The following is a 26,649-nucleotide window of genomic DNA, read 5'->3' as shown; positions in this document are numbered from 1 at the left end:
TTATACTAAATAATCGTTTAGACGTGATTTAACATATTCCAAGTGATCCGATTCATTGACTATTTTATCGTGGGACATGGCGTAAGCTGTTAGGGATTCCAAATTCTCCTGATCTTTTACAATTTTTTCACCAATTCCTTTTGAATAGCTTGCATAACGTTTTTCTTTTAGTTCATCGAAAAAGCGATCTTCTTTTAGTTTGACTGCCGTTTTTAACCCACGAGCAAACGTATCCATGCCTGCAATATGTGCTAATACCAAATCCTTCATTTCAAAGGAAGAGCGACGAACTTTTGCGTCAAAATTAATCCCCCCAGGGGCGATTCCTCCATTCTCTAAAATTTCAACCATCGTTACTGTTGTATCGTAAAGATTTGTTGGAAATTCATCAGTATCCCAGCCTAACAACATATCACCTTGATTGGCATCAATTGAGCCTAACGAATTGTAACAACGAGCTACATTCAATTCATGTTCAAACGTATGTCCAGCTAGTGTGGCATGATTTGCTTCTAAATTTAGTTTAAAATGATTAGCTAATCCATATTTCTGAATAAAGGCCATTGTTGTCGCCGCATCAAAATCATATTGATGTTTTGAAGGCTCTTTTGGTTTTGGTTCCAGTAAAAATTGGACTTTGTGCCCAATTTTATCTGCGTAAGCAATCGCCATTTTAAATAACCGAGCAATGTTATCTTGTTCAAATTTCATATCTGTGTTTAGTAGAGATTCGTACCCTTCACGGCCACCCCAGAAGACATAGTTTTCACCACCAAGTTTTTTACTGATATCTATACCCTTTTTTACTTGAGCGGCTGAATAGGCAAAGACATCCGCATTACATGATGAAGCAGCCCCATGAACGTAACGAGGATTTGAGAACATATTCGCTGTATTCCATAATAATTTAATGCCCGTTTCTTCCATTTTTATTTTGATTAAATCGGTAATCGTATCAATGTTTTGAAAAAATTCTTCTAAGGAATTTCCTTCTGGTGCAATATCAATATCATGAAAACAAAAAAACTCTACATCTAATTTGACTAGTAATTCAAAAAAAGCTTCGACTCTATTTTTCGCGGTTTCTAGGGGTGTTGCTCCTCCCCACGTTCTAATATTGGTAGGCTGTCCAAATGGATCTGAACCATCTTGTGTCATGGTATGCCAATAAGCGATACCAAAACGTAAATGCTCCTTCATTGTTTTTCCCATAAGCACTTCCTCTGGGTTGTAATGACGAAAAGCAAACGGATTAGTTGACTTGCTCCCTTCAAATTTTACTTTGTTTACTTCTGGAAAATAACTCATTAATAGTAGCCCCCTATAAAATTTTCTTTCGTTTAGTTGATTAGTATGATAAACTAACTATGAGCTCATAATAGAACATTCCTATTCTATTGTCAAGCGCTTTCAAAAAATTGTTTGGCGGCTAATTAACCTAACCTATCCAACGAATTCAATTATTGAGACTACACTTTATAGGTACATAGAAGCCTTCTTATTACTAAAAATAATACTTTAAAGTTGATTAGCACGTTGTACTAACTTATACTTTAAAAAGAGATTTTATTTTTATAACTAAAATAATTAGAATTACTGCCTACCCTCAAAGAAACAACTAAATATAGAACCGATTAATATCGTTTCATTAAGCACAAAGGAGTTTAAATAAAATGATTACAAGTAAATATTCCATTCGAGAACAAAACGAAGCGACTATTTTAAAAACGATTATTGATAAAAAAATTATTTCAAGAGCTGAACTCTCTGTTGTTACAGGGTTAAATAAAGCCTCCGTCTCATCCATTACAAAAACACTTTTAGAGGAAGAGTTAGTTACTGAAACAGGAATTGGTGATGGAAGTACGTCAGGAGGTAGGAAGCCTATTCTATTAGAATTTAATGGTCAGTCTGCTCTTTCAATTTCTTTCGATATTGGCTATAACTACGTTGAAGCGTTACTTTCTTATTTAGACGGAACAGAATTAGAAACAGTCTCTCAACGAAAAATTAGTGTCAACACAACTAATGTCGTCTCATTGATTAAAGAAATTATTACACAATTTGAACAAAAAATTCCTAAAACAAAACATGGTATTATTGGTGTCACTATCGCTATTCACGGAATTATTCATCAGAATAAAATTGTCTTTACCCCTTACTATGACTTAGATCAAATGAACCTTTATGAAGAATTGACAGCATCCTTAACCTATCCTATTTATCTTGAAAATGAAGCAAATTTGGCTGCATTAGGTGAATATACTTTTTCATCTACTTTTGATAGTTTAGTCAGTTTAAGTATCCATAGTGGAATTGGGGCAGGAATTGTTGAAGACGGGAAATTACAACTAGGAAAACATGGAAAAGCTGGCGAAATAGGCCACTCTATTCTTTATCCCCATGGACGACAATGTCCTTGTGGAAATCACGGTTGCTTAGAACAATACGCTTCAAACAAAGTACTTTACGATACATTTTCTGAAGCAAAAGGTTTAAGCTCTGTTAATTCTAAAATTATTAGCGAAGCCTATCATTCACAAGATCCAGCGGCAGTAGAACTCATAAATAATAACTGCTTCCTGCTTAGTATTGGCATCAACAATATCGTAACCCTCTATGACCCAGAAATTGTTATTATTAATAGTTCCCTATATCGTGAAATTCCTACCATGATTGAATTAGTAAAACAGCAAATAGAAAGCCAATTTTCAAAAGATATTATTATAAAAAATAGCTCCTTAAAAAATCGAGCGACTTTATACGGCTGCATAACAATTAATGCGCAACATTTTTTAAATGTCCAAAAATTGAAACTCGAAGCATAATACTAAAAAAGATTGTGACAGAAGTGGTTAGCTCCGAGAAATAAACTGAATCATCCAAAAATAGCTTCCCATATTTTTGAGAGTATTTAGCTTATTTCCGAGAGACCTTCACCAAGTAGGTTCTATTAAGCATCGATTCGTTGCCCTCATCGTGATTCATGGCAACTCAAGTATGTCCCATGCATGAAGTTGATGAGATCGAAACGACGTGGAGTACTACTTCTGAAACAACATTTATTCGGTTTTAGGGGGTTGGGGCATACGAAGGTCACAGCCCTTTTGAACATAATCTAACACTTGTGAGAAGTGATTAACCATTTTCAAATAGCAAAACCAATCATAAAAGCTTACCAGAAAAAAACAGACAGTTCACTTAAAAATAAAGTTTTCTGTCTGACTGTGATCCTTTCTATTCTATTTTATCCCATTCTTACTTAAATAATCATGCGCCACTGCTGCTGGTTCTTCTTGTTGAAGATTTACTCGGTAATTCATTTCGCTCATTTCAGCTTCCGTTATTTTCCCTGTTAATTTATTCAAAATCTTTTCAAGTTCAGGGTATTTTTTTAGGGTTTCAGCTTTCATTAACGGTGCCCCTTGGTACGGAGGAAATAGTTGCTTGTTATCTTCTAAAATGACTAAATCATATTGTTTCAGCTCACTATCCGTGGAATACGCATCTACAACGTTGACATCTCCATTTTCAATGGCTTGATACCGTAAAGAAGGCTCCATTGATTTCACATTAAATTCTAAACCATAAAGTTTCTGAAGACCTTTATAACCATCCTCTCGATCTATAAATTCTAAGGTAAAGCCCGCTTTTATTTGACTAGCAATTTTCTTCAAATCCTCAATGCTATTCAAATTATTTTCTTCTGCAAAAGTGCGTTTAACAGCGACTGCATAAGTATTTTGGAAGCCCATTGGATCTAAATAAACCATATTTTCCTGTTTTTCAATCTGGTCTCTAGCATAATCATAAACTTCTTTGGGATCACGGGATGTATTCGTATTTTCATTTAAAAAAGTTTCGAGGACTGTTCCTGTATATTCTGGATAAAAATCAATTTCATCCGATTTCAAAGCATTAAATAAGAAGCTAGTTTTCCCAAAATTGGTTTTCAAATTCACTTTAATATCCGTATTTTCTTCAATCAATTCTTTATACATATTAATAATAATATCTGGTTCAGAGCCTAGTTTTCCAGCAATTGTCAACTGTCTTTGCTCACTTTCCTGATGAGTATAGAAAAACGAACCGCCTAGCAAAACTAATAGCATAAGGGATGCCGTAATAATTTTTTTCAAGCTTGCTTTTTCCAATAAATGAATCCCATAGTTAAAAATAACTGCTAGTAATGCAGAAGATATTGCACCAATTAGAATAAGAGAAATGTTGTTGCGATCAATGCCCAATAAGATAAAAGTTCCTAAACCACCTGCGCCAATCAATGCTGCTAGAGTTGCGGTTCCAATAATCATCACAGTTGCCGTCCGAATCCCAGAAATAATAAAAGGTAACGCCAATTGGATTTCAAACTTCAGCAATTTTTCCTTTTTATTTAAGCCAAAAGCTTCTGCAGCTTCCTCTAAAGATGGATCAATTTCAGTAAGACCTGTATACGTATTCTGTAAAATCGGAAATAAAGCATAAAGGACTAACGCAACAATCGCTGGTGGGCTTCCAATCCCAATTAAGGGGATTAGCAAACCTAACAAAGCCAGCGAAGGAATCGTTTGACAAATTCCTGTCACTTGTAGCACTATCTCAGCTACTTTTTTATGATTTGTTAGCAATATAGCTAAGGGGATAGCGATAACAATTGCGATTAATAATGAGAGCAATGAAAGCTGTATGTGTTCCACTAACGCCTGCACATACTCTTCTTTACGAGAGAGAAGGGTTTCTATTAGTTGATTCACTTGCCTTCACCTCCAACTTTTGTCTCTAAAAATTGTAAAATGTTGTCTCCATTAAGCTCCCCAATGACTTCATTTTCCTTGACTACTTTTAAGCTGGAGTGCTTGTTAACCAAGTGAATGACTGTATTTATTTTGTCTTCTGGTGTTACCGAAACCTCTGCAGTCGATAAAGTATTTTCCAATATGAATCCTGCTAAAATCATATCTTCAACACAATAACTTTCAACCACAATCGAGTCATGTTTGAAAAACTGTGCCACAAAATCATTTTTAGGATGCAATCGAATATTTTCTGGCGTATCCGTTTGAACAATTGCGCCATTTTTAATGACACAAATGCGATCTCCTAGTAACTGCGCTTCATTCATATCATGGGTCACAAACACAATCGTACTCGCTAACTCTTTATGTAATTCTTTAATCAATAATTGTAATTGTTCTCTTGAAATCGGATCTAAAGCACTGAAGGGCTCATCCATCAAAATAATGTCCGGCTTCGCTGCAATCGCACGCAAAATGCCAATTCTCTGTTGCTCTCCCCCAGACAATTCAGCAGGCTTACGATTCAAATAGTCTTCTGGAGGCAAATTAACTTTCATTAACAATTCTTTTGTTCTTGCTCGTCTTTCTTCTTTGCTCCATTTTTTCATTTCAGGAATTAATTCAATATTTTCTGCCACTGTTAAATTGGGAAATAATGCAATTTGTTGTAGAACATACCCAATTCTCAACCGCAATTCCTTTAAATCATAATCAATTAGACGCTTCTGGTTAAAATAAATATCTCCATCTGTCGGCTCAATCAAGCGATTAATCATTTTTAACATAGTTGTTTTTCCACTACCGCTTGGCCCAACTAACACAAAAAATTCGCCATCTGTAATGTCTACTTGAAAATTTTCTACCACTAACTGGCCATTATATTCTTTAGAAACACCTCTAAATTCAATCATCTCTTCTCCTTTTCACCTTTATACTTATTCATTCAAAAATTAAGAACGTATATTCCCTTATCTTTTTACTAGTATACTTGATATTCCATTTCCTTTCTAATATCTTGTCTTTCCAGCGTGTTTCTAAAAACTATAGTGAAATCAAAATTTTTCAGAGAATTGTTTGGAGAATCTAGGAAATAGATACAGCTTATCTAGTGCATAATCGCGGCTTAATGAAAACAAGTTTCAGACAATTCATGAGAATATTCGTCGCTGGGATTTCCAGACTCACCACAGTATACCTAAGCAAACTTGACCACAGTTTGTCAGGTTTTAAAAAAGCTTTTGTCTTTTCTTATCACAAGATATACTATAGAGGTAATAGTATAATAAAAAAAGGACGGTGAAATACTATGGATCTAAGTAATTTTGAAGCACTGATTGATAAGGCAATTATTGATCGTGGTTATAACTATTTTATCGATAATCGAATCGATTTACTTTACTATGACGAAGACAAACAGGAATGGCTGGCCACTATTTTGGGAACCGATGAATATGAAGTCCACGTTTGCCTTTCTAATTCAAATGAAATTATTGAAAGCTATTGTGACTGCCCTTATGATTTGGGAGAATATTGCAAACATCAAGTAGCCGTTTTTTATGCTTTAGATGATCTTAAACCTACTCCTGATAAATCTTCTGAACATTCGATTTCTACTGCTGAATTTGAGAAACTGCTTAACTCTGTAACCAAGGAAGACTTAATCCAATTGCTTTTGACCTTGTCTGCTAAGGACAAGGATCTTAAAAAAAGAATTTGTAACCAATTCTCTTTCAATGCTACTCCTATTCAAAAAGTTAAAAATTTGATTTCTTCAATTTATTTTGAAGAATATGATTACTACGATACCAGTTATGAAACATTTACAGTACCGGTGACAGAAGCTCTTGAAATCTGTTCCACCATTGATAATCCTAATACGCAATTAGCTCTTTATTGTCAATTAGTAGAAGAAATAGCCCTTTTCTTTGATGATGATGACCACTACAACCAAATTTATTTAGCCATAGAGGATACTCTATCTGAACTCACTCAATTTATTGAAACTCTTTCAGAGGATTCTCCACTTAGAAAAAAATGTTTCGATTCTTTATTTTTACTATTGGAACATTTCCCTCACGAGCAATATGATTTCATTTTTGAGTTTATTGATCTATGTATTCAAACTGCTAATACTACTGACAGCCAAACAGCTTTGCATTCTTATTTAAAAAAATTACAAAAAAGTAGTGATACCTTTATTGCAGAAGAAGCTCCAAAGCTTATCTACGCTTTTTTAGAAAAGTATGCTAGTACTGAAGAAGCTTTAGCATTCGCTGAAAATCATATAGAAAATCACTTTTTTAGAGAACTCTTAATTAAGAAAAATATACAAGAAAATCAATTAGACACCGCTTTACAACTTTGCATTGAAGGGGAACACAGTGACACTGATTCACCTAATATTGTTTTGCGCTGGCAATATTTAGAATATGAGATTTACGTTAAACAAAAAAACTTCTTAAAACAAAGAGAATTAGCTGAACAATTTGTCTTAGAAGACAATTTTTCCTACTTTTTAGTATTAAAGAAACTTACACCAGTTATCGAGTGGTCAACTGTTATAGAAAGAATTTTAAAATCTCTCAATACAAATACAGCTTCTTATTACGAAACAATTTATCCCAAAATCCTAATTCATGAAAATCTAACTGAAAAATTATTAACCTATTGCCAAGAATTTCCGCAACGGATTCTTACTTATACATCATACTTGGAAAAAGTCTATCCCATTGAAGTCAACAAGATATTTACTCTTTTTATTTATGGACAAGCTAGTCAAGCCAATAACCGGCAAGCCTATAGAAATATTGCACCATATATTCAACAATTACGAAAAAGTTGCGGTTCCAAAGCCGCTTTAGCACTTCGCCAAGATTTGATGAATAGTTACAAACATCGTCCCGCTTTTATAGACGAGTTGTCAAAAATACCTTTATAGAAAGATGGAATTTGAAATGAAATAAACAATTGAAGAACTCATTTTATTGTTGCTGTATTTGAATTCTTGGGAAGAAAAAACTAGCCTCTATACCTCTACCAGAAGCTGGAAAAGCTATGATTTCAATAGGTTAAATCAACTTACTGATGAAGGACTAATAACGAATAGTAAACGTTCAAAATCCTTCTGCTTTACTAATGATGGAATTGAAAAAGCAAAAAAACTAATTGATAAATACCAAATTGAGTTAAATAAATAAAGCTCTTGAAAAAGATCAGAAAATAGCTATCTCTAAACAACTCTTTCCAAGGAGTCAATCTGCTCTTTTTCTAAACCTCATTCAAAGATTAAAGGCAGAGACAAACCCGTTTTGGTTTATTCTCTGCCTCCAATTTCATTCTCAAAATTTTAACTATGTTCCGCAATATAATGAATCAATTCTTCGGTTGCCTTCCACCCCAGACAAGGATCGGTAATTGATTGACCAAAGACTTTGCCGTCTGCATTTTGGCGCCCATCTTCAAGGAAGCTTTCAATCATAAATCCTCGAACCCATTTTTTCATATCCTCGTTCCAGGTACGGTTAATTAGAGTTTCTTTGACAATCCGAACTTGTTCACTATACTGTTTGCCAGAATTATCATGATTCGTATCCACTACAATAAATGGATTTTTGTATTTGCCAGCTTTATATAAATTCACAACTTTTAAAAGATCTTCATAATGATAATTAGGAATGTTTTCTCCGTATTCATTTAGTCCTCCACGAAGAACTACGTGTGCTAACGGATTCGAACTTGATTGTACTTCCATTCCATTATAAATAAATTCTTGTTGTTGCTGCGCTGCATAAAGAGAGTGGAACAAGACGTTTAGATTACCACTTGTTGGATTTTTCAATCCGGTTGGTTGGTCAATACCACTTGCTACAAAACGGTGTTGTTGATCTTCAACCGAACGAGCACCAACCGCAATGTAACTTACTAAATCTTCAACGAATTCTAAGTTTTCAGGGTAAAGCATTTCATCTGCTGTCGTTAATCCGGTCTCGCTAATTACTTTGTTATGAAGCTTACGAACCGCTGCAATCCCTTGAATTAAATTAGAGGCTTCGCCTTCTTCTGGGTTCTGATGATGCAATAATCCCTTGTAACCATCACCATTGGTTCTAGGTTTGTTTGTATAAATTCTAGGCACCATAAAAATTTTATCTTTTACTTCCTCTTGAACTTTTGCCAAACGCGTAACGTATTCCATTACTGAACTTTCTTCATGGGCAGAACAAGGACCAATAAGAAGTAAAATTCTTTCATCCTTACCTTCCATAATTGCTTGCAACTCTTTGTCCCTCGCTGCTTTAATCTTCGCATGTTCCTCCGTTAATTTAGATAGTGATTTCACTTGTTCAAAGTTGATTGGTTGACTTAAAGCTTTAAAACTCATTTTTCATTACTCCCTTCATTTTTTTATTTTTAATACGATCGATCAGTCTTTCTTCTCTAAAAATGCAACAAAAAGGCCTCGTCTTTTCATCGCTGAAAAGGACGAGACCGAAATGATCCGTGTTACCACCTTAGTTTTCAATCAGTTCACACTAATTGACTCTTCAAGTACAAATTTATACTCTAGCATTATAACGGACGCAATTACCGTCGCAACCTACTTATTTCAGCGCGAAGTTCAAAGAGGAATTCAGATACTTCTCTGTTATGCGCCTCTCATCTGCCGGCTACTTTCTGTTTAACGTCTATATCTTACTAGTTCTTATCAAAACATTTGTCTAATATTTAATCGTTGTATGAATTATATGGGATTTCACTGCACTTGTCAATGGAAATTCCAATAATAACTCTCACAAATTAATTATTTGAATTATTCCGTTTCAATTATTTATTAACGATCAGTCCGACTTTCATTCTAATAAATCAGAAACAATACGCCCTCTACAAAGAAAAAAATCCATTGAATTTTTTTAATCCAGACCTTTGCGCAAAATATAGCTTCACAATACTCAGCATAAAAATCAAATATCTCGCCCAACTGAAATAGTTTGGCTAATGATTTAATTTCCCACTAACTCATATATTATTTCCACAAAAAGAGTAAGATAAAATATACGGATATAACGAAAGATTACTTTTGACTGATTTTCAACAACGTTATCCATCTCTTTATACCTCAAAAAGTACCACTCACTAAAAATTTTAGTGAATAGTACTTTTTTAGTAGAATCAGTTTTATTCTATTCCCTTTTTGGTTCTATTCTACTTCGCCAAACGATAGATTGCATCCGCATAAATAGCAGTCGCACGGAATAGGTCTTCTAGTTCCATGAATTCATTGGCTTGGTGCATTGTATCGGTATAGCCAGGGAACATTGCTCCATAGGCAACTCCACGTTTTAGTAAACGTCCATAGGTTCCGCCACCGATAATTTTTTCTGCTCCTTTTTCGCCAGTGTGATCTTCGTATACTTGTAACAACGTTTCTACCAATGGATCATCTGCAGGTACGTAATGAGGGGCTTGATTTCGATCGCCTTGTTCAAAAATGGCTTCGTTCTTACCGATAGTTTCCTTAATCCCTGCTTCAATGACTTCAGCGGATGTTCCTTTTGGATAACGGAAGTTTAAGCTAATAGAATTTCCTTTTTCACTATCCTTTTTAAAAGTAAACAGACCCGCATTCATTGTCAATTGACCCATTTTTTCGTCTTCAAAAGCAACCCCTAATTTTTCACCATAAAAGTCTTCATGAATTGTTGCAGCAGAATGAATAAAACCTTTCGCAGCTGCTCCAAAATCGTAACTATCTAAGAATACAGCTAAAAAGGTTGCTGCATTAATTCCAGACTGTGGACTTGCTCCGTGTGCGCCTTTTCCTATGACTGAAATTTCTACTACGGTATCATTTCCTGCAAATGTTCCCGTAATCGGCTCTTCTTTCAAGAATACTTCAAAAGCGCCTTTCATTTTACTAGCTATTTCTGTAGAAGGAACTGTAATAATCGCTTTAGCTGTACCAGGAACCATATTTTCACGAAGACCTGATTCAAAGCTTTCTAGTACATACTCATCACTGTTAGTCCCTTTAAAATGTGCATAAATGGAAACATTTCCTTTTTCACCATTAATAATTGGAAATTCTGCATCTGGTGAAAAACCAAAATCAGGGGCTTCTTCATGTTGGAAGTAGTAATCCATATCGCCCCAACCACTCTCTTCATCACTTCCCACAACAAAACGAACTTTTTTTGACAGTGGTAACTCTAAATCTTTAATAATTTTCATAGCATAATAAGCCGCCATACTAGGGCCTTTATCATCACTTGAGCCACGAGCATAGATTTTCCCGTCTTTAATTACCGGCTCATAGGGATCAGTCTCCCAACCATCACCAGCAGGTACCACATCCATATGTCCAAAAATTCCTAGCGTTTCGTCGCCTTCGCCATAATCAATATGTCCAGCATAGTTATCCACATTTTTAACGGTAAAACCATCACGTTCGCCATAAGCCAACATATGCTTTAATCCAGCAACAGGTCCTGGTCCAAAAGGTGCTTCTGGAGTTGCCTTTGTATCATCACGCTCACTATTTATACGTAATAAATTTTGTAAATCTTCCAATAAAGCTTCTTTTCTTGTCTCGACTTCTTTTTGCCAATTAATTGTCATTTAGTTGTCACTCCAATTCATTATTCTACACTCTTCATCATACCACTAACTCAAAGAAAAATAAAAAGGAGCCGAGTATTTTATTCGATTTTTTGCTAGTTACTTTGCTGATTTCTTTTAATCCCTTTATAATAGAGAAAAGAGCTTAGGAGATTATCCCATGAAAAAACTAACTACAACTATTTTGTCTGATGTTATTTGTCAAAGACCTCCAAATTCATACAAAGGAACCTTCGGACGTGCTGTTTTAATTGGTGGAAATGAACAATTTGGTGGAGCAATTCTTATGAGTGCCGAAGCTGCTCTCGCTTCTGGTACTGGTTTAGTTACCGTTGTAACAGCAGAAAAAAACCACGCTGCTCTTCATGCACGTTCACCAGAAGCGATGGTTGTTGACTGGTCAAACGATGAATTGCTGGCTTCAGTTCTTGAAAATGCAACCGTTATTCTGATCGGTCCAGGTCTTGGATTAGAAACAATCAGTCATGAATTATTAACTTTTGTATTAACTCATCAAAAAGAATCTCAATGGCTAGTGATTGATGGTTCAGCTATTACTTTATTCGCTGAAATGAATCTTATTTTAAAATATCCAAAAATGACTGTCTTCACGCCACACCAAATGGAATGGCAACGACTAAGTCAACTTCTTATTAATGAACAATCAGAAACCGCAAACAAAAAGAAACAAGCCGAAATTGGTGGAACAATCGTCTTAAAAAGCCATCGAACTGAAATTTACGGACTAACAGCTACTTATTCAAATCCAATCGGTACCCCTGCAATGGCGACGGGGGGCATGGGCGATACGTTAGCTGGTATGATTACTGGCTTTCTAGCACAATTTGAAAATAAGGAAGCAGCTATTTGTGCGGCTGTCTACCTTCACAGTTTAATTGGCGAAACTCTAGGAAAAACTCACTACGTCGTCTTACCAACTGAAATCAGTAAACAACTCCCTCTGTTTATGAAAAAATATGAACAATAAAAAACTCTGGAACCTTCACAACTTTAAGGGTTTCAGAGTTTTTCATTTTTATCTTGCCTCTTATACTTTTAAATCTTTACGTTGATAAATAGCATAGGTTCCTACGATAAACAAGCCGCTAAACAATATGAACAGACCAATTGTTCCTATAGGTAAGTTCTTTTCCAGCAATTTTGCTGGAATTCCCATGTGAATTGGCGAAAAATGTTGCGCCCATGAAAAAGATTGATTTAAGTCTGCAAAAATCCCAATCAAATAAAAACAGAACACTATTCCCAGCGAAATACTAGTACTTTGTTTACTTGATTTTAAACAGGTCGAAAGCAAAAAGCCTAACGCTAAGAAAAATAACAGAATTAGTCCATCTTGTGTGTAAACTTTCGCAAGAGCTGTTAGAATGTCGTCGGTATTATCTGTAGACTGTTTAAATGCCAAAGTTGCTCCCAAAGAAAAAACAAACGACAGTAACCAAAATACGACTAAAATTCCTGTATTGGCTAGTAACTTTCCACTGACAATTCCTTTACGAGTAATAGGTTGTGCATAAAGAAATTCAATTGTTCCATCGGTTTCTTCTTTAATTAACGCTTGACTCCCTAACATCATTGCATAAATACTTGCCGCCAAAAACATATACTGAAAATAATAAGAGAAAAAGCCCGTCGCTACTAAAAAACTACTTTGGCCATTTACACTGATATTAAAAGTTTTTAACAAGGCTGGTGACAACCCTCCAAGTTTTGCATCTAGAACACTCTTCATTGCTGTGCTATGCATTTGAGGATAGACCGAGCTGAAACCAAAAACAATTACACCAAACAAAATACTCCAAATAATCAAACTTTTGATTAATGAATGACTTTCAATCTTCGCTACAATCATTTTAACTCTCCTCCTTCATATAAAGCCATAAACTGATCTTCTAATTCGGGAGTAGTGATAGTAAAATCTTGAATCGACTGATCCGCCAGCAGTGGCAGCACTTCATGTAAATCTCCTTCATAAAAAAGACGTGTTTCGTTCCCTTCATGTTTTAAAATCGCTGCGCCCATTTTTTCAAATAAAGATAGTGGAATTTCATCTCCAACTAGCGTAATCACTTTGCCTAATGATTTTTCTTTAGAAATATCTTGAACAGTAATAATTTCACCTTCTCGAATAAAAGCCGCTCGATGCGCATGTTGTTGAATCTCATTTAAATCATGACTGGAAAGAAAAATAGTCATGCCCTCTTTATTATAGCGTTCCAATTCTTCGAAAAGTCGATGCTGCATCAGTGGATCTAACCCATTTGTCGGTTCGTCTAAAATTAACAATTCCGGTTTTGATAACAAACCAGCAGCAATAGCAATTTTCTTTTTATTTCCTAAAGAAAGTTCGGAAACCTTCTTTTTATCATCAATTTCAAAAAGTTCTACAAAGTAATCAATTCTTTTCTTACTCTCTTTTAATCCGTGAAATTCTGCAACATATTTCAAGGTATCCATCGTTGTCATATTAGGATAAAAGCGTACATCACTTGAAACATAGCCTACTTTTTCTCGAATCTTTTTCGCCTCTTTAATACTATCTAACCCCAAAATCTTTGCTTCTCCTTTATCAGGATAAATAAAATTTAAGAGTGCTTTAATTGTTGTTGACTTACCAGCTCCATTTGGCCCAATAAAACCATAAATTTCGCCAGCTTCTACAGATAAATCAACCTCTTTAATTGCAGCATGTTTCTTATAATATTTTGTTAACCCTTTAATCTCAATCGCACCCATTTTCAATCCCCCTTTAATCTCCATAACAAGATTAGTCTAGTCTTTTTTACTACCTGAGTCAAAGAAAAAGAGGAACAAACCCTTATCTCATGAGTATAATCTATTAATGAGACATTCCTTAAAAGAAAAAAGTCCAGAAAAACAGTAATGTTCTTCTAGACTTTTTCAAGGATAACTAATTATTGAAAAACAAAAACATTAGACTGACTTTTATTTCCCTTTATATCCATATTAATTAAATGAAGTGTCGTTCCTAAATCTTTAGAAAGAGACAAGGAGAAATTGCCCTTATTATCCGTCTCTACTATTGCTTTTTGTTCACCCAGTTGGTTTTCTAGCAACACTTTACTATTGCGTTCACCAGTTCCTTGTACCGTGCAAATTCCATTATTAGTACTAATTGAGTGAATGATTAGCCCTTGAGGCGGTGTTCGGTCTGTATTGACAAAATTTAATTTGTTAACTGCAATATGAGCATAATCGGTTAAATCATACCAAGCATAATAGCCTAGTTTCCCACCTACTTTGACTTTTGCTTCTTTAGTCTCGTCTGCCGTGTATAATAGTGTTTTCTTTACGTTATTAGAATTATTACTTAATCCTTCATCTTTTTTTATTGAATCAATTCCGTATAAAATATTTCCACGAGTAAATGCTGCAGCCGTTTCATTTTTCCCATTAAAACTTAATTCATACGTCTCTCCAGCTACTACTGGTACATTTTGTCCTACCAAACCATCATTATAGCCATAACGTGCATAAAAACGAATTCCGTCATTGTATTTAGCCGCTGTGACGACATCTTTTTTACCTGAATTCTTAAATACAAATTCTCCATAACTGTTTCTAGCAAGAGCTTTGTTAGTGAATCCAGTATTTTCAAAGGTCGTACTTGTCTCCCAACCATTAAAGTTCGTATTGGTAAAATCAAAGCTTGTATTATTTAAAAGATTGGTGTCTGGAGCAACAACAGGCATTTTGCTTTTCATTGAATAAACACTTTCTAAAAAGGAAAGAACTTTTTGCGTATAGACATCACCACCGACACCAAAAGCTTCAGCATGGCCTGCATTCGGTACTATTAATTGCTCTTTGTAGCCAATTGCATTTGCGTAAAGTAGATTCAGCGCAACTGGTGGAATAAACCAATCTGCTTCTCCATGAATAAACAGTTTTGGTACGCCCGAAGTTTTTACTGCTTCAAAAGGCGAAACCTCATACAAATCAAACTTCAAAACAGGTTTAATTTTTTGCTCATTCAACTTTTGAATTAAGGCACCCTCTTTAGCATACCAATCGGTCAAATTCACAATCGGAATATATTCAAAGTATTTTGTTAAAAGATGCAACGTATCTCTAAGTTGCTGTTCTAAAGAGGAGTAACCACAATCTTCAATATAGGCTTTAACGTTAGGATGTGGCGTTGCTTGAGACATCATGGTGGTTGCTGCCCCCATTGAATTTCCATATAAAACGACTTCTTGACCAGGCTTCTGAGCAACCTCTTGGTCTATCCATTGATTCAAATCATTTTTTTCATAATACCCAAAAGTGATATATTCTCCTTCGCTAACATTATGAGAACGCGTATCTGGTTGTAACACATTGTAGCCGTTATCTGAAAAGAATTTAGCTGCTCTCATCATGCCGTTCTGAGGTGCTCGATACCCTGTATGCAAAATGACCGTTTTACTTGAACTATTATCAATATAACGTGAATATAAACGTAAATTCTTTCCTGTCGGTTCATCAAAAACTGTTAATGTCCGTTCTGAAGTATTCGTCAAGCTATTGTACCAAGCTGTATACTCATCAGAATCCACTGCTTCGTTTGAACCATTCAAACCAGCAATCATGTCAAACAACAAATTATTACGTTTAAAACCGAAATCAAAAGCTAGAGAAACCATTGCATCTTCTATAGTATCCCCGGTGATAGATCTTCCCTTGAGATTCACTTGTCCATTGATATACTGCTCAATGGATGCGATAATTTCTTGTTCTTCTTTCGGAAGTGCTGCCCGTTCTTCTGGAGATTTTTTTTCAAATTTTTCTCCTTCATTTGACTCAACCATACTTCTTCCAGATATTTTTCCCATGTTATCTGCAGTTCCTTTGGAATTTATCCAATAAACACCTTTTTCAACTTCAACATAATCCGATGTGCTTGCTAAAACCGTTGGAGTAGCTACATTTAATAAAAGTACTGTTAGTAATAAACCCGATAAAATTTTCTTCATTCTTTCCCCTCCAAAATTTATTGTTAAAAATTAATTTTTTGACAGATAGTAATGTAATCGTTCTCATATCAATTAAACACTTACTGTCACTAACCCAACTTTAACTCTCAGCTCCTTTCCTCATTTGTATATAATAATATGTAATGCTAAATTTCCATACCAAATATGTACTATTTTTAATAAAAACAACTGTTTTTTTATTAAACACAGAAAACTATTCTTTTTATCTAAAAATTATTAAATCTATTTTTTAGAAAAAAGCGAACAATTAAAATAACAGAAAATCATCTAGACTTCTCCGATAATTTCCTGTTATACAAGATAGATTTTATGCTAGTTGGACGCCTATTCAAAAAAAAATACTACTATCTATTCAGGTTTCAAGCTGTTTAATTCTGCATCTGTCAACTGACGATATTCTCCTAATTCAAGCCGTTCATCTAATACAAGTGAACCCATTCTTAACCGTTTTAAATAAGTTACTTTTTTATCAACCGCTTCAAACATTCGTTTTACTTGATGGAATTTTCCTTCTTGAATAATCAAGCGGATAGTGGAACACTGTTTTACTTCATCTACCGATTCAATAAATAACTGGCTTGGTTTTACCATCTCCCCATTAGAGAGCGGAAATCCTTTTTTAAAACAACGAATGTCTTCTTCGGTTACAACTCCTTCAATTTTTGCAAAGTATTCCTTATCCACATGCTTTTTTGGAGACAACAGCTGGTGCGCCAATTGACCGTCGTTTGTTAGCAACAACAGCCCTTCTGTATCTTTGTCTAAGCGTCCTACAGGGAATAAATCATCTCTAAAATCTGTATCTGCCAGTAAATCTAATACTGTCTCATCCCTTTTATCTTCTGTGGCAGAGATCACTCCTTGAGGTTTATGCAGCATGTAATAGAAAAAACGTTGATAGACTAATGGCTCTTCATCAAATGTAATGACATCCGTTTTTTCGTTTACTTGTATCTTACCATCTTTTGCCAACGAACCATTGACCTTTACCAAATTCTTTTTTATTAGTTGCTTGACTTCCTTACGAGAGCCTAAGCCTACATCTGCTAAAAATTTATCTAAACGCATTTTTATAATCTCCTCCTAATCAAAAATACTCTCCTTGATTGAGTTTTCTAAAAAACAACCAAGAAGAGTAACACTTTATCTTTTACAGTATTAGTAAAACTATCCGATTTTCTTACCCTATACTATTTTATTTTCAGTTTGTGACGTAATCTTCCAACCTTTTCGCCTAACAATTTGTCTGCTAAACGTATTTTCAAAACGATATAGCCATAAACGGCAATTCCAATAGCAGCTACAAATACGACGATAAAGAATGCGGTTGTTTTATGCGTTGGAGCAAGAAACAGATAGAAAATTTGGCGAGAAATAAAGGCTACGAGCATCATTGCTAATGAAATAAGTAAAATTAACAAACTTCTTCGCAAAGTAAACCCGACATTAAATCGACTTACTTTGATGATTTTTCGAATCGTCAAGAAACAAGTCAACGTAAACCCAATCATCGTTGCTAACAACGGTCCATAAACTTCAAAAAGATAAATACATGGAAACTGCACAATAATCTTAAGAATTAAGCCTATTCCTAGATATTTTACAGCCGCTTTATTTTCATACATCCCCATCAACATATTAGAACAAAGCATATATAATCCTAAGAATAAGCCTGCAAAACAAGCTTGGATTAAAACCATATACCCTAATCTATCTGGTTCATAAAACAAGGTGTTTAATGGTTGTGCTAAAACAATCATTCCAAATGTTGCTGGTAAAATTAAGAACATAAACAATTGAAAATTATTACTAATTAATTTTGATAGACCACGACGATCCTTCAACGTTATCGCTTCGGTAATTAACGGTAAACCCGTAATAGACAGCGATGTTGCTAAGGCAATCACAACCATTGTCAATTTGTCAGGGTTAGCATTAAAAATCCCAAACAGTTCTCTTAGTTGACTGTCCGAATACTTCGTAAACATTCCCATCACATTTGCAAACGTGAACTGATCCACTAATTTAAACAGAGTTATACCTGAGCCCACCACAATGAACGGTAACGCTTCTTTCAAAGTTTCCATTAGCAATTCTTGCGTAGAAATTTCATACGTATTAGCACTGTGCGCCTCTAAATAGTCAAACATTGGTTGTTGCTTACGAAGAAAATAAATTAATACAATCATACTTGCCAACATACCAATAAAGGCGGCTAAGGTAGATTGAGTAACTGCTGCCAGATAATCTCCACTACCCATCTTCATGATAATAAAAGCTGTCAATAGCATATAAAATACTCGTGCTGCCTGATCTACAATTTGAGAAAGTGCGAATGGCATCATGTCATTATTCCCTTGGAAATAACCTCGAATAACACTCATACAAGGAAAAACGAGAATAGCTAAGCTTAATGAACGCATTGCGGGAATTAATTCATCCCCACCACCAGACCAATGAGCCAAAGCTGGTGAAGCCAAGTACATAACAAGCGCAAAAACAGCACCTAATATGGCCATTAACTGTAACGCTTTATAAAAAATTTGGCGACTAATTCGATATTCATTCAATGAATTATAATGAGATGTTTGCTTCGCAATTGCAGCTGGGATTCCAGCCGAAGAAATCATTAAAAAAAGGGCATAAATAGTATAACCCATTGAGAATAAACTATTCGCTTCCTTTGCGTGTTCTCCCATCCACATGTACCATGGAATAATATATATTACACCCAACATTCGGGAAATGATGTTGCTTGCTGTCATCCAAGCTGATCCTTGAACCATTTTTTCTTGACTGGTTAGTTCGGACTGCCCAGCAGGATTTGGTTGATTTATCAAATTACTCCCCCCAACTTTTTTAAACACTACTTCTTACTATTTTAATTGTTAAGTCCAGTATATGCAACGACTTTATTTAATAATTTTTTTTACTTAACGTTTCCCTTAACATTATACCTTATTTTAATCATAAGATGCTTTAAAAGTGGAAAATATGCTATAATTATTTAGATTTTTATGAAACGTTTGGAGGTCAAAAAAATGAGTCTCTCTTTAAAAAGTATTCGTGATTGTTTACTACAAGAAAATTTACTAAAAGAATTTATTGTTGCTGAAAAATGGCAGTTAACACTTCCTGATTCTTTAGACAATCGACTAGTCAAAGACATTTCTTATGATTCTAGAACGGTCACTTCCGATACACTTTTTTTCTGTAAAGGATTAAATTTCAAAGAAGAATACCTAGAAAAAGCAATCCAATCTGGATTAGAACTTTATATTTCTGAAACTCCCTATGATGTTCCAGCGACCTTGGGCATTATTGTAACAGATATTAGAAAAGCAATGGCTGTTTTAAGCATGGCTTTTTATGATTATCCGCAAAATAAACTGAAACTAATTGCCTTTACTGGAACAAAAGGAAAAACGACGGCTGCCTACTTTACAAAATATATTTTAGACCACACAACAAATAATAAAGTGGCGATGCTTTCAACCATGAATTCTACTTTAGATGGAAAAAACTATTTTAAATCGCAGCTCACAACCCCCGAATCATTGGATCTTTATCGCATGATGGCCGAAGCTGTAAAAAATGAAATGTCGCATTTTATTATGGAAGTCTCTTCTCAAGCGTACAAAATTAATCGTGTTTATGGATTGTTTTTTGATGTGGGAATCTTTTTAAATATTACACCCGATCACATTAGCCCCATTGAACACCCAACATTTGACGATTACTTTTACTGCAAACGCCAATTAATTGCCCATTCGAAAACCGTGATTATTAATCACGAATCTGATTACTTCTCTTTACTAAAAGAAATGGCTACTCTAAAACAAGTGCCAATGATTGTTTATGGAACTGAAAAAAATGAAGCGGTTGACTATAGTTATCAAACGATTCCAGGAGACTCGCTCTCTTTCACTATTCGCTCGGCTAAAGATCCATTAAATATCAACGGAAACTATCGTCTTCTTTTAGGAGGCGACTTTAACAAGGGAAACGCTCTAAGTGCAATGATCGCTAGTTCTCTTGTCGGAGCTACTCAAAAAGATTGTCAAAAAGGAATTCAAGAAGCAACGGTTCCTGGCAGAATGGAGCTCTTAACAAATAATAACAATGCTAAGGTCTATGTAGATTATGCACATAACTACGATAGTCTAAAAAATTTACTAGCTTATGTCAAAGAGGAACATCCAACTGGACGCTTAATTGTCGTCATTGGCAGTACAGGAAATAAAGCAATCTCTCGTCGAAAAGATTTCAGCAAGGTGCTTTCTGAATTAGGCGATGTAGCAATCCTTACAACAGATGACCCAGCTGACGAAGATCCTATCACTATCTGCAAACAAATTGAAGAGCATATCACGGGAGACGTAAAAATTAGAACCGTGCTTGATCGAGCGGAAGCAATTGCCGAAGCTTTGAGAATCAGTCAACCAGAAGATGCTGTTGTGCTAGCTGGAAAAGGGGCTGATCAATTTCAAAAAATTGGTGGTATCGACACGCCGTATCCAGGGGATTACCAAATTGCAGAAAGCATCATTTGGCACTCAAAAAAATAAACTTAATAAACCCAGAAAAGAGTATTTAGGTGAAAACTTAAGTCTCTTTTTTTTACATTCCCACTTAAACTTTTTCAAGCCTACTACTTAGCATAACAAAGTAGTGGACTTTCCCGCTATATTGTAATACTATATACTGAAAGCTAATCGATTAATCAAAAGAGAAATTGGCTTGGGTTTTAACGACTACCTTTTTTATACCAGCAATGAAAGTGAGGGTTTGACAATATGGAAGGTATCACAGAAATGTTAAAAGGGGTTTTAGAAGGAATGATTCTTGAAAACATTAATCAACACGAAACCTATGGATACGAAATTACAAAAAAACTACAAGACTGTGGTTTTGAAGACATTGTAGAAGGAACTGTCTATACAATTCTCCTCCGATTAGAAAAAAAAGAGCTAGTTAGTGTCACAAGAAAAAAATCGTCTCTTGGACCTATGCGAAAATTTTATTCTCTAAGCGACAAAGGTAAGCAAGAACTCCAATTATTTTGGCAACGCTGGTCATTTATATCAGAGCAAATTGATAAATTGAAAGGAATGGGTACAGATGAATATGAAGTGGATGAAGTCCGTTAAACAATGGTCAAAGGATGGGTTAGACTCTCTAAAAACGATCAAGCAAGATAAAGCCGAATACAAAGCTTTTCTTGAAAGAGTAAAAAAATTACCTAAAGATTATCGAATTGTCTATGAAGAAATAACCAAATTTTTATGGCAGTTTTCATCAGGTGATGGCATGGATATGGTTGATTTAAATCAAGATTTACTTGAATTTTTCGAAGAAAGTGCTGCTGCCGGCATCCCAGTTTTAGAGCTAATTGGTGGAGATGTAGGAGCGTTTGCAGAAAATACGTTACATGAGTATCAAGCGAAAACATGGATTGATTCTCAAAAGACAAAAATGAATCAGCGTGTTGCCAAAAAACTAGAACCATAAATTCAAAAGATCCATAGTTATTTACTTTTCATTCTAATACCAATCAAACGAAGTCAAAGCAAAATTTTTTTACCTCTTTGACTTTAAAGCGTAAAGAGTCCGAGACAAAGCGAAAGACCAGTTTTATCTCGGACTCTATCTCTTAATAAACAGTGGACAAAAGTCTGGTTTTAAGGGAATTTCATCCTCTTCACGCTCATTATTTTCGAGCGATCAAGTCATCAATAACATCACAAGCGTCATTAACAACAAGCTTATCAAGATACTGGCTGAAGAAGTAAATCCGACTGTCTCTTCATCCATCCCAGCCTTCACACAATTAATCACTGAAAAAGTGGGCATTGGCGCGACACATATTAATACTAGTGACGTTCTTAAGAGTGGTTCTAATGGAACCAAAAAAGCAAAAATAAGTGCCAATCCAATTCCTACCAAATAACGTGAAACAAGCACTTCTCCGACTAAATATAGAGCTTTCTTTGGCAAACGAATTTCAAAATATAAACCAATCATAAACATTGATAAAAAACCATTAGCATTCGCTACAATTTGTAAAATTGACAAAACCTCTGATGGAACCCCTACATTTCCTATTCGTAACAATAACATAATCATATAAACAGTAAATGGTGTCGATTTTAACAAGGATAGAGCAATTTTTTTGACACTCGTTTCCTCGTTTTCACCTACTAATTTATCAATTAGTAAGGTACTCCCACCTGTGAGCATGACACTATTTCCAATGTCAAACATTAATAAAAAAGGGATTGCCAACGGAAAAAATCCTTGCACAAAGGGCAAACCAAAGTTACCAATATTGTATCCAGACATAGAATACATTTGATATTTCCGCTCAACATTCGACCTTTTTTTACTAATTACACTCCCTGCAATAATTGTTAGAACGTTAAAACTAATCCCCATTACCAACAAAAAAAATAACGCTCCCGTTACACTAATCTTGGCTAAGCTAACTATTACTACTGCTGGAAGCGTGATATTTACAATAATTTTGGATAAAGTGCCACCATCTGCCTTACTCAGCAATCCAATTCTTTTCATTAAATAGCCTAAAAATATAATAAAACAAAAACCAAACGCCTGTACTAAGATTTCTTTCAATTCATCCGACTCCTTGCTAAACAATTCAAGAAATTTTCACTACAACTTAAATTATACCAGAAAACAACATCATTCCTTCCTTTTATAAAAATAAATGGGACGTTTTCTGATTATTCCTGCAACCACTTACACCGCTCCTACTAAGATACGATTCTTTTTGAACCTAGTAATAGTATACTTAAAATCAGGCTTCGAAAGCTAGGGGTGGAGAAAATGAAAATACAACGCTTTTTGTTCATTTTAAATATTTTTATTGGACTTGCTGGTCTTATGGGTGGTTTTTTAGCTATTTCTTCTGACGCTAGACTTGCCTTTGGTATTAAGGAAAGTATGCTGGTGAATTCACCCTTTGCAACTTTCTTAATTCCTGGGTTACTTCTATTTTTGATTATCGGGTTATGTAATTTAATCGTTGCTAGACTTAACGCTAAGAAGACATCTACATTCCCTTATTACGAATGTTTGATGGGAATCATTCAATGTAGCTGGATCATCATCCAATGTATCATGATTTGGTCTATTGCTCCACTTCATCTTATTTTCTTTAGTCTTGGCTTGATTCAGCTCATTGTAGGAATTTGGCTAGTTAAGAAGACCAACTCTTCTTTTCCGTTTTCTGCCCATCAAAATGAATAATTCTTTCCCCAAAAAAAGGCTGGGACATTCGTATGTCCCACCCCCCTAAAATCGAATAAACGGTGTTCTAGAAGTAACTCTTCTTTGTATTTATAAATTAACGCCTAGTTTTCGCGTTCCAGTATCTCACCATTTTTAGCATTCATTTTTATTTCGTACTCTTTATGACCATCTAAAACTTTTACATCCCAGTATGTCACGCCAACTTCTTTATCTAAAGACCATTCTTTTGCTGTCCCAGCTCCTGCATCTTTCTCAGCTATTGCACTCGCTTCTTTAATAGAAAGGATATCTTTAGTATCTAATGCATCTTCTTTTTTCTTAACACCATTTTGTTCATCTGCATCTAAGCGTTCTTCCCGTGCTTTTTTCACTTCACCAGTAGTTGCTTGAATTCTCACTTCATATTCTGTGGTGTCATCTACCCCTTGAACTTCATAGTAATAATCTCCTAATGAAGAATCTAAATCAATTGATGTAATAGCCGCTTTGGGATATTCTTTTTCAAATAGTTCAATCGCTTTTGCTACTTCAACTTTAAACTCTTCACTTTGTGTTGATGAACTACTGCGAGAGACGGATGATTCTACAATACTGCTACTTGCTTGTGACGATGATTTAACTCCTGTTGTTTCTTTTTTTGTCACTTGGTTACATCCTGCTAAAAGGGCCACTGTTAACCCTGTCATAACGATAACTGTGCTTTTTTTCATTGTAAGTTTCCTCTTCTCATTTAGATTACAAAAACTAGTATAGCCTATTTCCCATAAAAACAACTCATTCTCTAGTATGATTTTCCACTCTTTTTTATTGAATGTTAAAAAAAATCACTATTGCCTTTTGTTCCAGTTAAAAGACAATAATGATTCAGACTAATTTCTTATTTCATCAAAAGAAACAAAATTAAGTTAAATAATCGTTGTTGGAGCAGTGTATGGGATAATTAAATCTGTTGCAACTGCTGTGTTTGTTAAAAAGCCTTTAAAAGTTGTAACCCCTGATAAAAGAGCTGAATTTTCTTCTATGGCAAGTTTAAATCCTTTATTAGCCAACTCTAAAATATAAGGTAAGGTAGCATTTGCTAAAGCAAAAGTTGATGTTTGCGGAACCGCCCCTGGCATATTTGCTACAGCATAGTGAATCACACCATGTTTACTATAGGTTGGATTTTCATGAGTAGTTACTGTATCAATCGTCTCAAAAATACCACCTTGATCGATGGCGATATCGATAATCACTGAATGCTCAGGCATTGAGGCAACCATCTCTTCCGTTACCAGTACAGGTGCTTTATGCCCTGGTAGCAATACAGCTCCAATGACTAGGTCTGCTGTTTTCAACTCTTCTTGTAAATGATAATGATTTGATACCAATGTTTTGACAGCACCATTGAATTGACTATCAATTTCTTTTAGTTTATTGATATTCACATCTAAGACTGTCACATCTGCTCCAAAACCTAAAGCCACTTTAGCTGCATTACATCCTGAATTTCCTCCACCAATGATGGTTATTTTTCCTTTTCTTACTCCTGGAACTCCTCCTAACAAAATTCCTTTTCCTTCAGGAACCTTTTCTAAAAACTGTGCCCCTATTTGTGCTGCCAATCGCCCTGCAACCTCGCTCATAGGCGCTAAAAGAGGTAATGCTCCATTTGTTAATTGAACACTTTCATAAGCAATCGTGGTTATTTTACTTCTCATTAACTCTTCTGCCAATGGTTTGTTTGCTGCTAGATGCAAATACGTAAATAGTACTAAATCTTCTCGCAAAAATTTATATTCTTCCTCTAAAGGTTCTTTCACTTTGACAACTAATTCTTGCGCCCAAGCCTCTTCTGCTGAAGCAACAACTGTCGCTCCAACCGCTTCGTATTCAGTATCCTTAATGGAGGCTCCTAAACCAGCTCCTGTTTCTACGAACACTTCATGTCCATGTTTTATTAAATCTAAAACACCAGCAGCAGGTAACGCCACCCGATTTTCACCAATTTTAATTTCTTTAGGGATACCAATTCTCATAAAACCTGACCTTCTTCTCTTTATAATTTTGTTCTTTGCATTCTTTCATTTTACTCTTATGTAAAAATTATAGAGCAAGCTACACCAATCCGCAACAAAACTCAGAACTTTTTTCACTATCTTAAAAATAGAGACTTTTTCTAATCTCATTATGTTATTGTTATTTCTACAATCACGTAATAGTATTTCGACAATATTAGAATTGAGTGATGCTTGAAGCCAAAGGAGCAGACAGCTAGCCGGAAGCAACTCGACAAAAACCGTGCCGATTTCATTCCTAATTGGAGTCAAACAAGCTGTAAACGCTGTTAAAACAGCTCGTAATTCCCCAATTGCTTTAGAAGCTGCTTGTTCTTGCCTCACAACAAACTTGGTTAACTAATACAAAATAAAAACATCTAACTGTTTTTATAAATAGGAAAACACTTAAAATGAACTTAAAGTTCAAGGTTTTTTCCAGTTTTGTAAAAAAACATGCACTCATTTCATCAAGTACCGTAAATAAATGCTGTTGTATTAAGGATTGTAGTTTATTCATTGACCATTAAATAGACGATAGTTCTAACAATTTTCTAATGTAAGAAAGATATCATCAGTGAGCTAAAAACACTTTTACCGTATCAATTACTTCTCTCCTAATATTACTGTATATTTAATGAATAGTCATCAAGGCTAGTAAAGTCCTTGGAAATTTCATATGTTATTCTACTCAATTAAACACCAACAATAAAATTAAATTTCTTTTGGTGTTTGTTCATTGACTCCTTTTGTTAGATAGCGCTTGTCGTTTTTTTCAAACATGTTTTTCATTCCTCCTTCCTTATTTTTGGCAATACAATCGAGTAGGAGGCTAATCATTAATTGATTAGCCGACCTCTCACACCACCGTACGTACGGTTCTCGTATACGGCGGTTCAACTTTACATCACCTGT

Annotated in this window: 22 protein-coding genes and 1 other annotated feature; of the genes, 8 read left to right on the top strand and 14 right to left on the bottom strand. The window is 34.9% G+C overall.

All coding sequences use genetic code 11. The features are described from left to right. Entirely contained in the window at window positions 1-1,308 is a 1,308-nt protein-coding gene (xylA, locus tag BCR26_RS07065) for a xylose isomerase (protein ID WP_069698279.1), read from the bottom strand. A gap of 365 nt (window positions 1,309-1,673) precedes the next feature. Between xylA and BCR26_RS07060 the strand changes: the two genes are divergently transcribed. Next, a complete protein-coding gene (locus tag BCR26_RS07060) occupies window positions 1,674-2,828 on the top strand; it encodes an ROK family transcriptional regulator (RefSeq protein WP_069698278.1) in 1,155 nt (384 codons plus the stop codon). A gap of 414 nt (window positions 2,829-3,242) precedes the next feature. On the opposite strand, the gene BCR26_RS07055 is transcribed toward BCR26_RS07060, so the two are convergent. Then, complete coding sequence (locus BCR26_RS07055; protein ID WP_069698277.1) at window positions 3,243-4,754, bottom strand: ABC transporter permease/substrate-binding protein; 1,512 nt, start codon at window positions 4,752-4,754, stop codon at window positions 3,243-3,245. Beyond that, entirely contained in the window at window positions 4,751-5,707 is a 957-nt protein-coding gene (locus BCR26_RS07050; RefSeq protein WP_069698276.1) for an ABC transporter ATP-binding protein, read from the bottom strand. Before BCR26_RS07050 ends, BCR26_RS07055 begins: the two co-directional genes overlap by 4 nt. Before the next feature lie 395 nt (window positions 5,708-6,102). Between BCR26_RS07050 and BCR26_RS07045 the strand changes: the two genes are divergently transcribed. Together BCR26_RS07045 and BCR26_RS19215 are read left to right on the top strand one after the other, a co-directional pair. Further along, a complete protein-coding gene (locus tag BCR26_RS07045) occupies window positions 6,103-7,734 on the top strand; it encodes an SWIM zinc finger family protein (protein ID WP_069698275.1) in 1,632 nt (543 codons plus the stop codon). A gap of 28 nt (window positions 7,735-7,762) precedes the next feature. Then, window positions 7,763-7,993, top strand: coding sequence for a DUF6429 family protein (locus BCR26_RS19215; protein ID WP_449260597.1), 231 nt, complete (start codon window positions 7,763-7,765; stop codon window positions 7,991-7,993). A 149-nt stretch (window positions 7,994-8,142) separates the two neighbouring features. Here the strand turns inward: BCR26_RS19215 and BCR26_RS07035 are convergent, their stop codons facing one another. Then, on the bottom strand, window positions 8,143-9,177 hold the full coding sequence (locus BCR26_RS07035; protein WP_069698274.1) for a 3-deoxy-7-phosphoheptulonate synthase: 1,035 nt from the start codon (window positions 9,175-9,177) through the stop codon (window positions 8,143-8,145). Window positions 9,178-9,271: 94 nt separating this feature from the next. Next, window positions 9,272-9,514: a binding site (T-box leader), on the bottom strand. Window positions 9,515-9,998: 484 nt separating this feature from the next. Beyond that, entirely contained in the window at window positions 9,999-11,411 is a 1,413-nt protein-coding gene (pepV, locus tag BCR26_RS07030) for a dipeptidase PepV (RefSeq protein WP_069698273.1), read from the bottom strand. Window positions 11,412-11,571: 160 nt separating this feature from the next. On the opposite strand from pepV, the gene BCR26_RS07025 reads away from it, so the two are divergent. Beyond that, window positions 11,572-12,399 (top strand): NAD(P)H-hydrate dehydratase, encoded by an 828-nt coding sequence (locus BCR26_RS07025; RefSeq protein WP_069698272.1) that lies wholly within the window; start codon window positions 11,572-11,574, stop codon window positions 12,397-12,399. Window positions 12,400-12,459: 60 nt separating this feature from the next. Here BCR26_RS07025 and BCR26_RS07020 read toward each other — a convergent pair whose 3' ends face one another. The 5 genes from BCR26_RS07020 to BCR26_RS07000 form a co-directional block, all read right to left on the bottom strand. Next, entirely contained in the window at window positions 12,460-13,281 is an 822-nt protein-coding gene (locus BCR26_RS07020) for an ABC transporter permease subunit (RefSeq protein WP_069698271.1), read from the bottom strand. After that, a complete protein-coding gene (locus BCR26_RS07015) occupies window positions 13,278-14,165 on the bottom strand; it encodes an ABC transporter ATP-binding protein (protein WP_069698270.1) in 888 nt (295 codons plus the stop codon). Before BCR26_RS07015 ends, BCR26_RS07020 begins: the two co-directional genes overlap by 4 nt. Window positions 14,166-14,344: 179 nt before the next feature. After that, window positions 14,345-16,405, bottom strand: a complete 2,061-nt coding sequence (locus BCR26_RS07010) for an alpha/beta hydrolase (protein ID WP_069698269.1) — start codon at window positions 16,403-16,405, stop codon at window positions 14,345-14,347. 369 nt (window positions 16,406-16,774) lie between these two features. Beyond that, the gene (locus tag BCR26_RS07005) at window positions 16,775-17,494 is read right to left on the bottom strand and encodes a pseudouridine synthase (RefSeq protein ID WP_069698268.1); all 720 of its coding nucleotides are present in this window, start codon (window positions 17,492-17,494) and stop codon (window positions 16,775-16,777) included. A 122-nt stretch (window positions 17,495-17,616) separates the two neighbouring features. Then, on the bottom strand, window positions 17,617-19,266 hold the full coding sequence (locus tag BCR26_RS07000) for a putative polysaccharide biosynthesis protein (RefSeq protein ID WP_069698267.1): 1,650 nt from the start codon (window positions 19,264-19,266) through the stop codon (window positions 17,617-17,619). Window positions 19,267-19,467: 201 nt separating this feature from the next. Here BCR26_RS07000 and BCR26_RS06995 point away from each other — a divergent pair, with 201 nt between their 5' ends. The 3 genes from BCR26_RS06995 to BCR26_RS06985 all read left to right on the top strand — a co-directional run bounded on the left by BCR26_RS06995 (window position 19,468) and on the right by BCR26_RS06985 (window position 21,937). Continuing rightward, on the top strand, window positions 19,468-20,994 hold the full coding sequence (locus BCR26_RS06995; RefSeq protein WP_084387052.1) for a UDP-N-acetylmuramoyl-L-alanyl-D-glutamate--L-lysine ligase: 1,527 nt from the start codon (window positions 19,468-19,470) through the stop codon (window positions 20,992-20,994). A gap of 228 nt (window positions 20,995-21,222) precedes the next feature. Further along, window positions 21,223-21,576, top strand: coding sequence for a PadR family transcriptional regulator (locus tag BCR26_RS06990; protein ID WP_069698265.1), 354 nt, complete (start codon window positions 21,223-21,225; stop codon window positions 21,574-21,576). After that, complete coding sequence (locus tag BCR26_RS06985; RefSeq protein WP_245341921.1) at window positions 21,548-21,937, top strand: DUF1048 domain-containing protein; 390 nt, start codon at window positions 21,548-21,550, stop codon at window positions 21,935-21,937. The genes BCR26_RS06990 and BCR26_RS06985 overlap by 29 nt, the downstream gene beginning before the upstream one ends. Before the next feature lie 213 nt (window positions 21,938-22,150). On the opposite strand, the gene BCR26_RS06980 is transcribed toward BCR26_RS06985, so the two are convergent. Then, entirely contained in the window at window positions 22,151-23,059 is a 909-nt protein-coding gene (locus BCR26_RS06980; protein WP_139124901.1) for an AEC family transporter, read from the bottom strand. A gap of 213 nt (window positions 23,060-23,272) precedes the next feature. On the opposite strand from BCR26_RS06980, the gene BCR26_RS06975 reads away from it, so the two are divergent. Further along, on the top strand, window positions 23,273-23,695 hold the full coding sequence (locus BCR26_RS06975) for a hypothetical protein (protein WP_069698264.1): 423 nt from the start codon (window positions 23,273-23,275) through the stop codon (window positions 23,693-23,695). A 104-nt stretch (window positions 23,696-23,799) separates the two neighbouring features. Here BCR26_RS06975 and BCR26_RS06970 read toward each other — a convergent pair whose 3' ends face one another. From BCR26_RS06970 to BCR26_RS06960, 3 genes are all read right to left on the bottom strand, one after another. Continuing rightward, window positions 23,800-24,408 carry a PepSY domain-containing protein gene (locus tag BCR26_RS06970; RefSeq protein ID WP_069698263.1) on the bottom strand — a complete coding sequence of 203 codons (609 nt, stop codon included), beginning with the start codon at window positions 24,406-24,408 and terminating at the stop codon, window positions 23,800-23,802. A 195-nt stretch (window positions 24,409-24,603) separates the two neighbouring features. Beyond that, window positions 24,604-25,716 carry an alanine dehydrogenase gene (gene ald, locus BCR26_RS06965; protein WP_069698262.1) on the bottom strand — a complete coding sequence of 371 codons (1,113 nt, stop codon included), beginning with the start codon at window positions 25,714-25,716 and terminating at the stop codon, window positions 24,604-24,606. A gap of 732 nt (window positions 25,717-26,448) precedes the next feature. Then, window positions 26,449-26,649 (bottom strand): hypothetical protein (locus tag BCR26_RS06960; RefSeq protein ID WP_211272288.1); only part of this gene is annotated, 201 nt, incomplete at its 5' end.

Origin of the sequence: Enterococcus rivorum, from assembly GCF_001742285.1 — a bacterium.
Lineage (GTDB): Bacteria > Bacillota > Bacilli > Lactobacillales > Enterococcaceae > Enterococcus_L > Enterococcus_L rivorum.
This window is presented reverse-complemented; position numbering and strand designations above follow the sequence as displayed.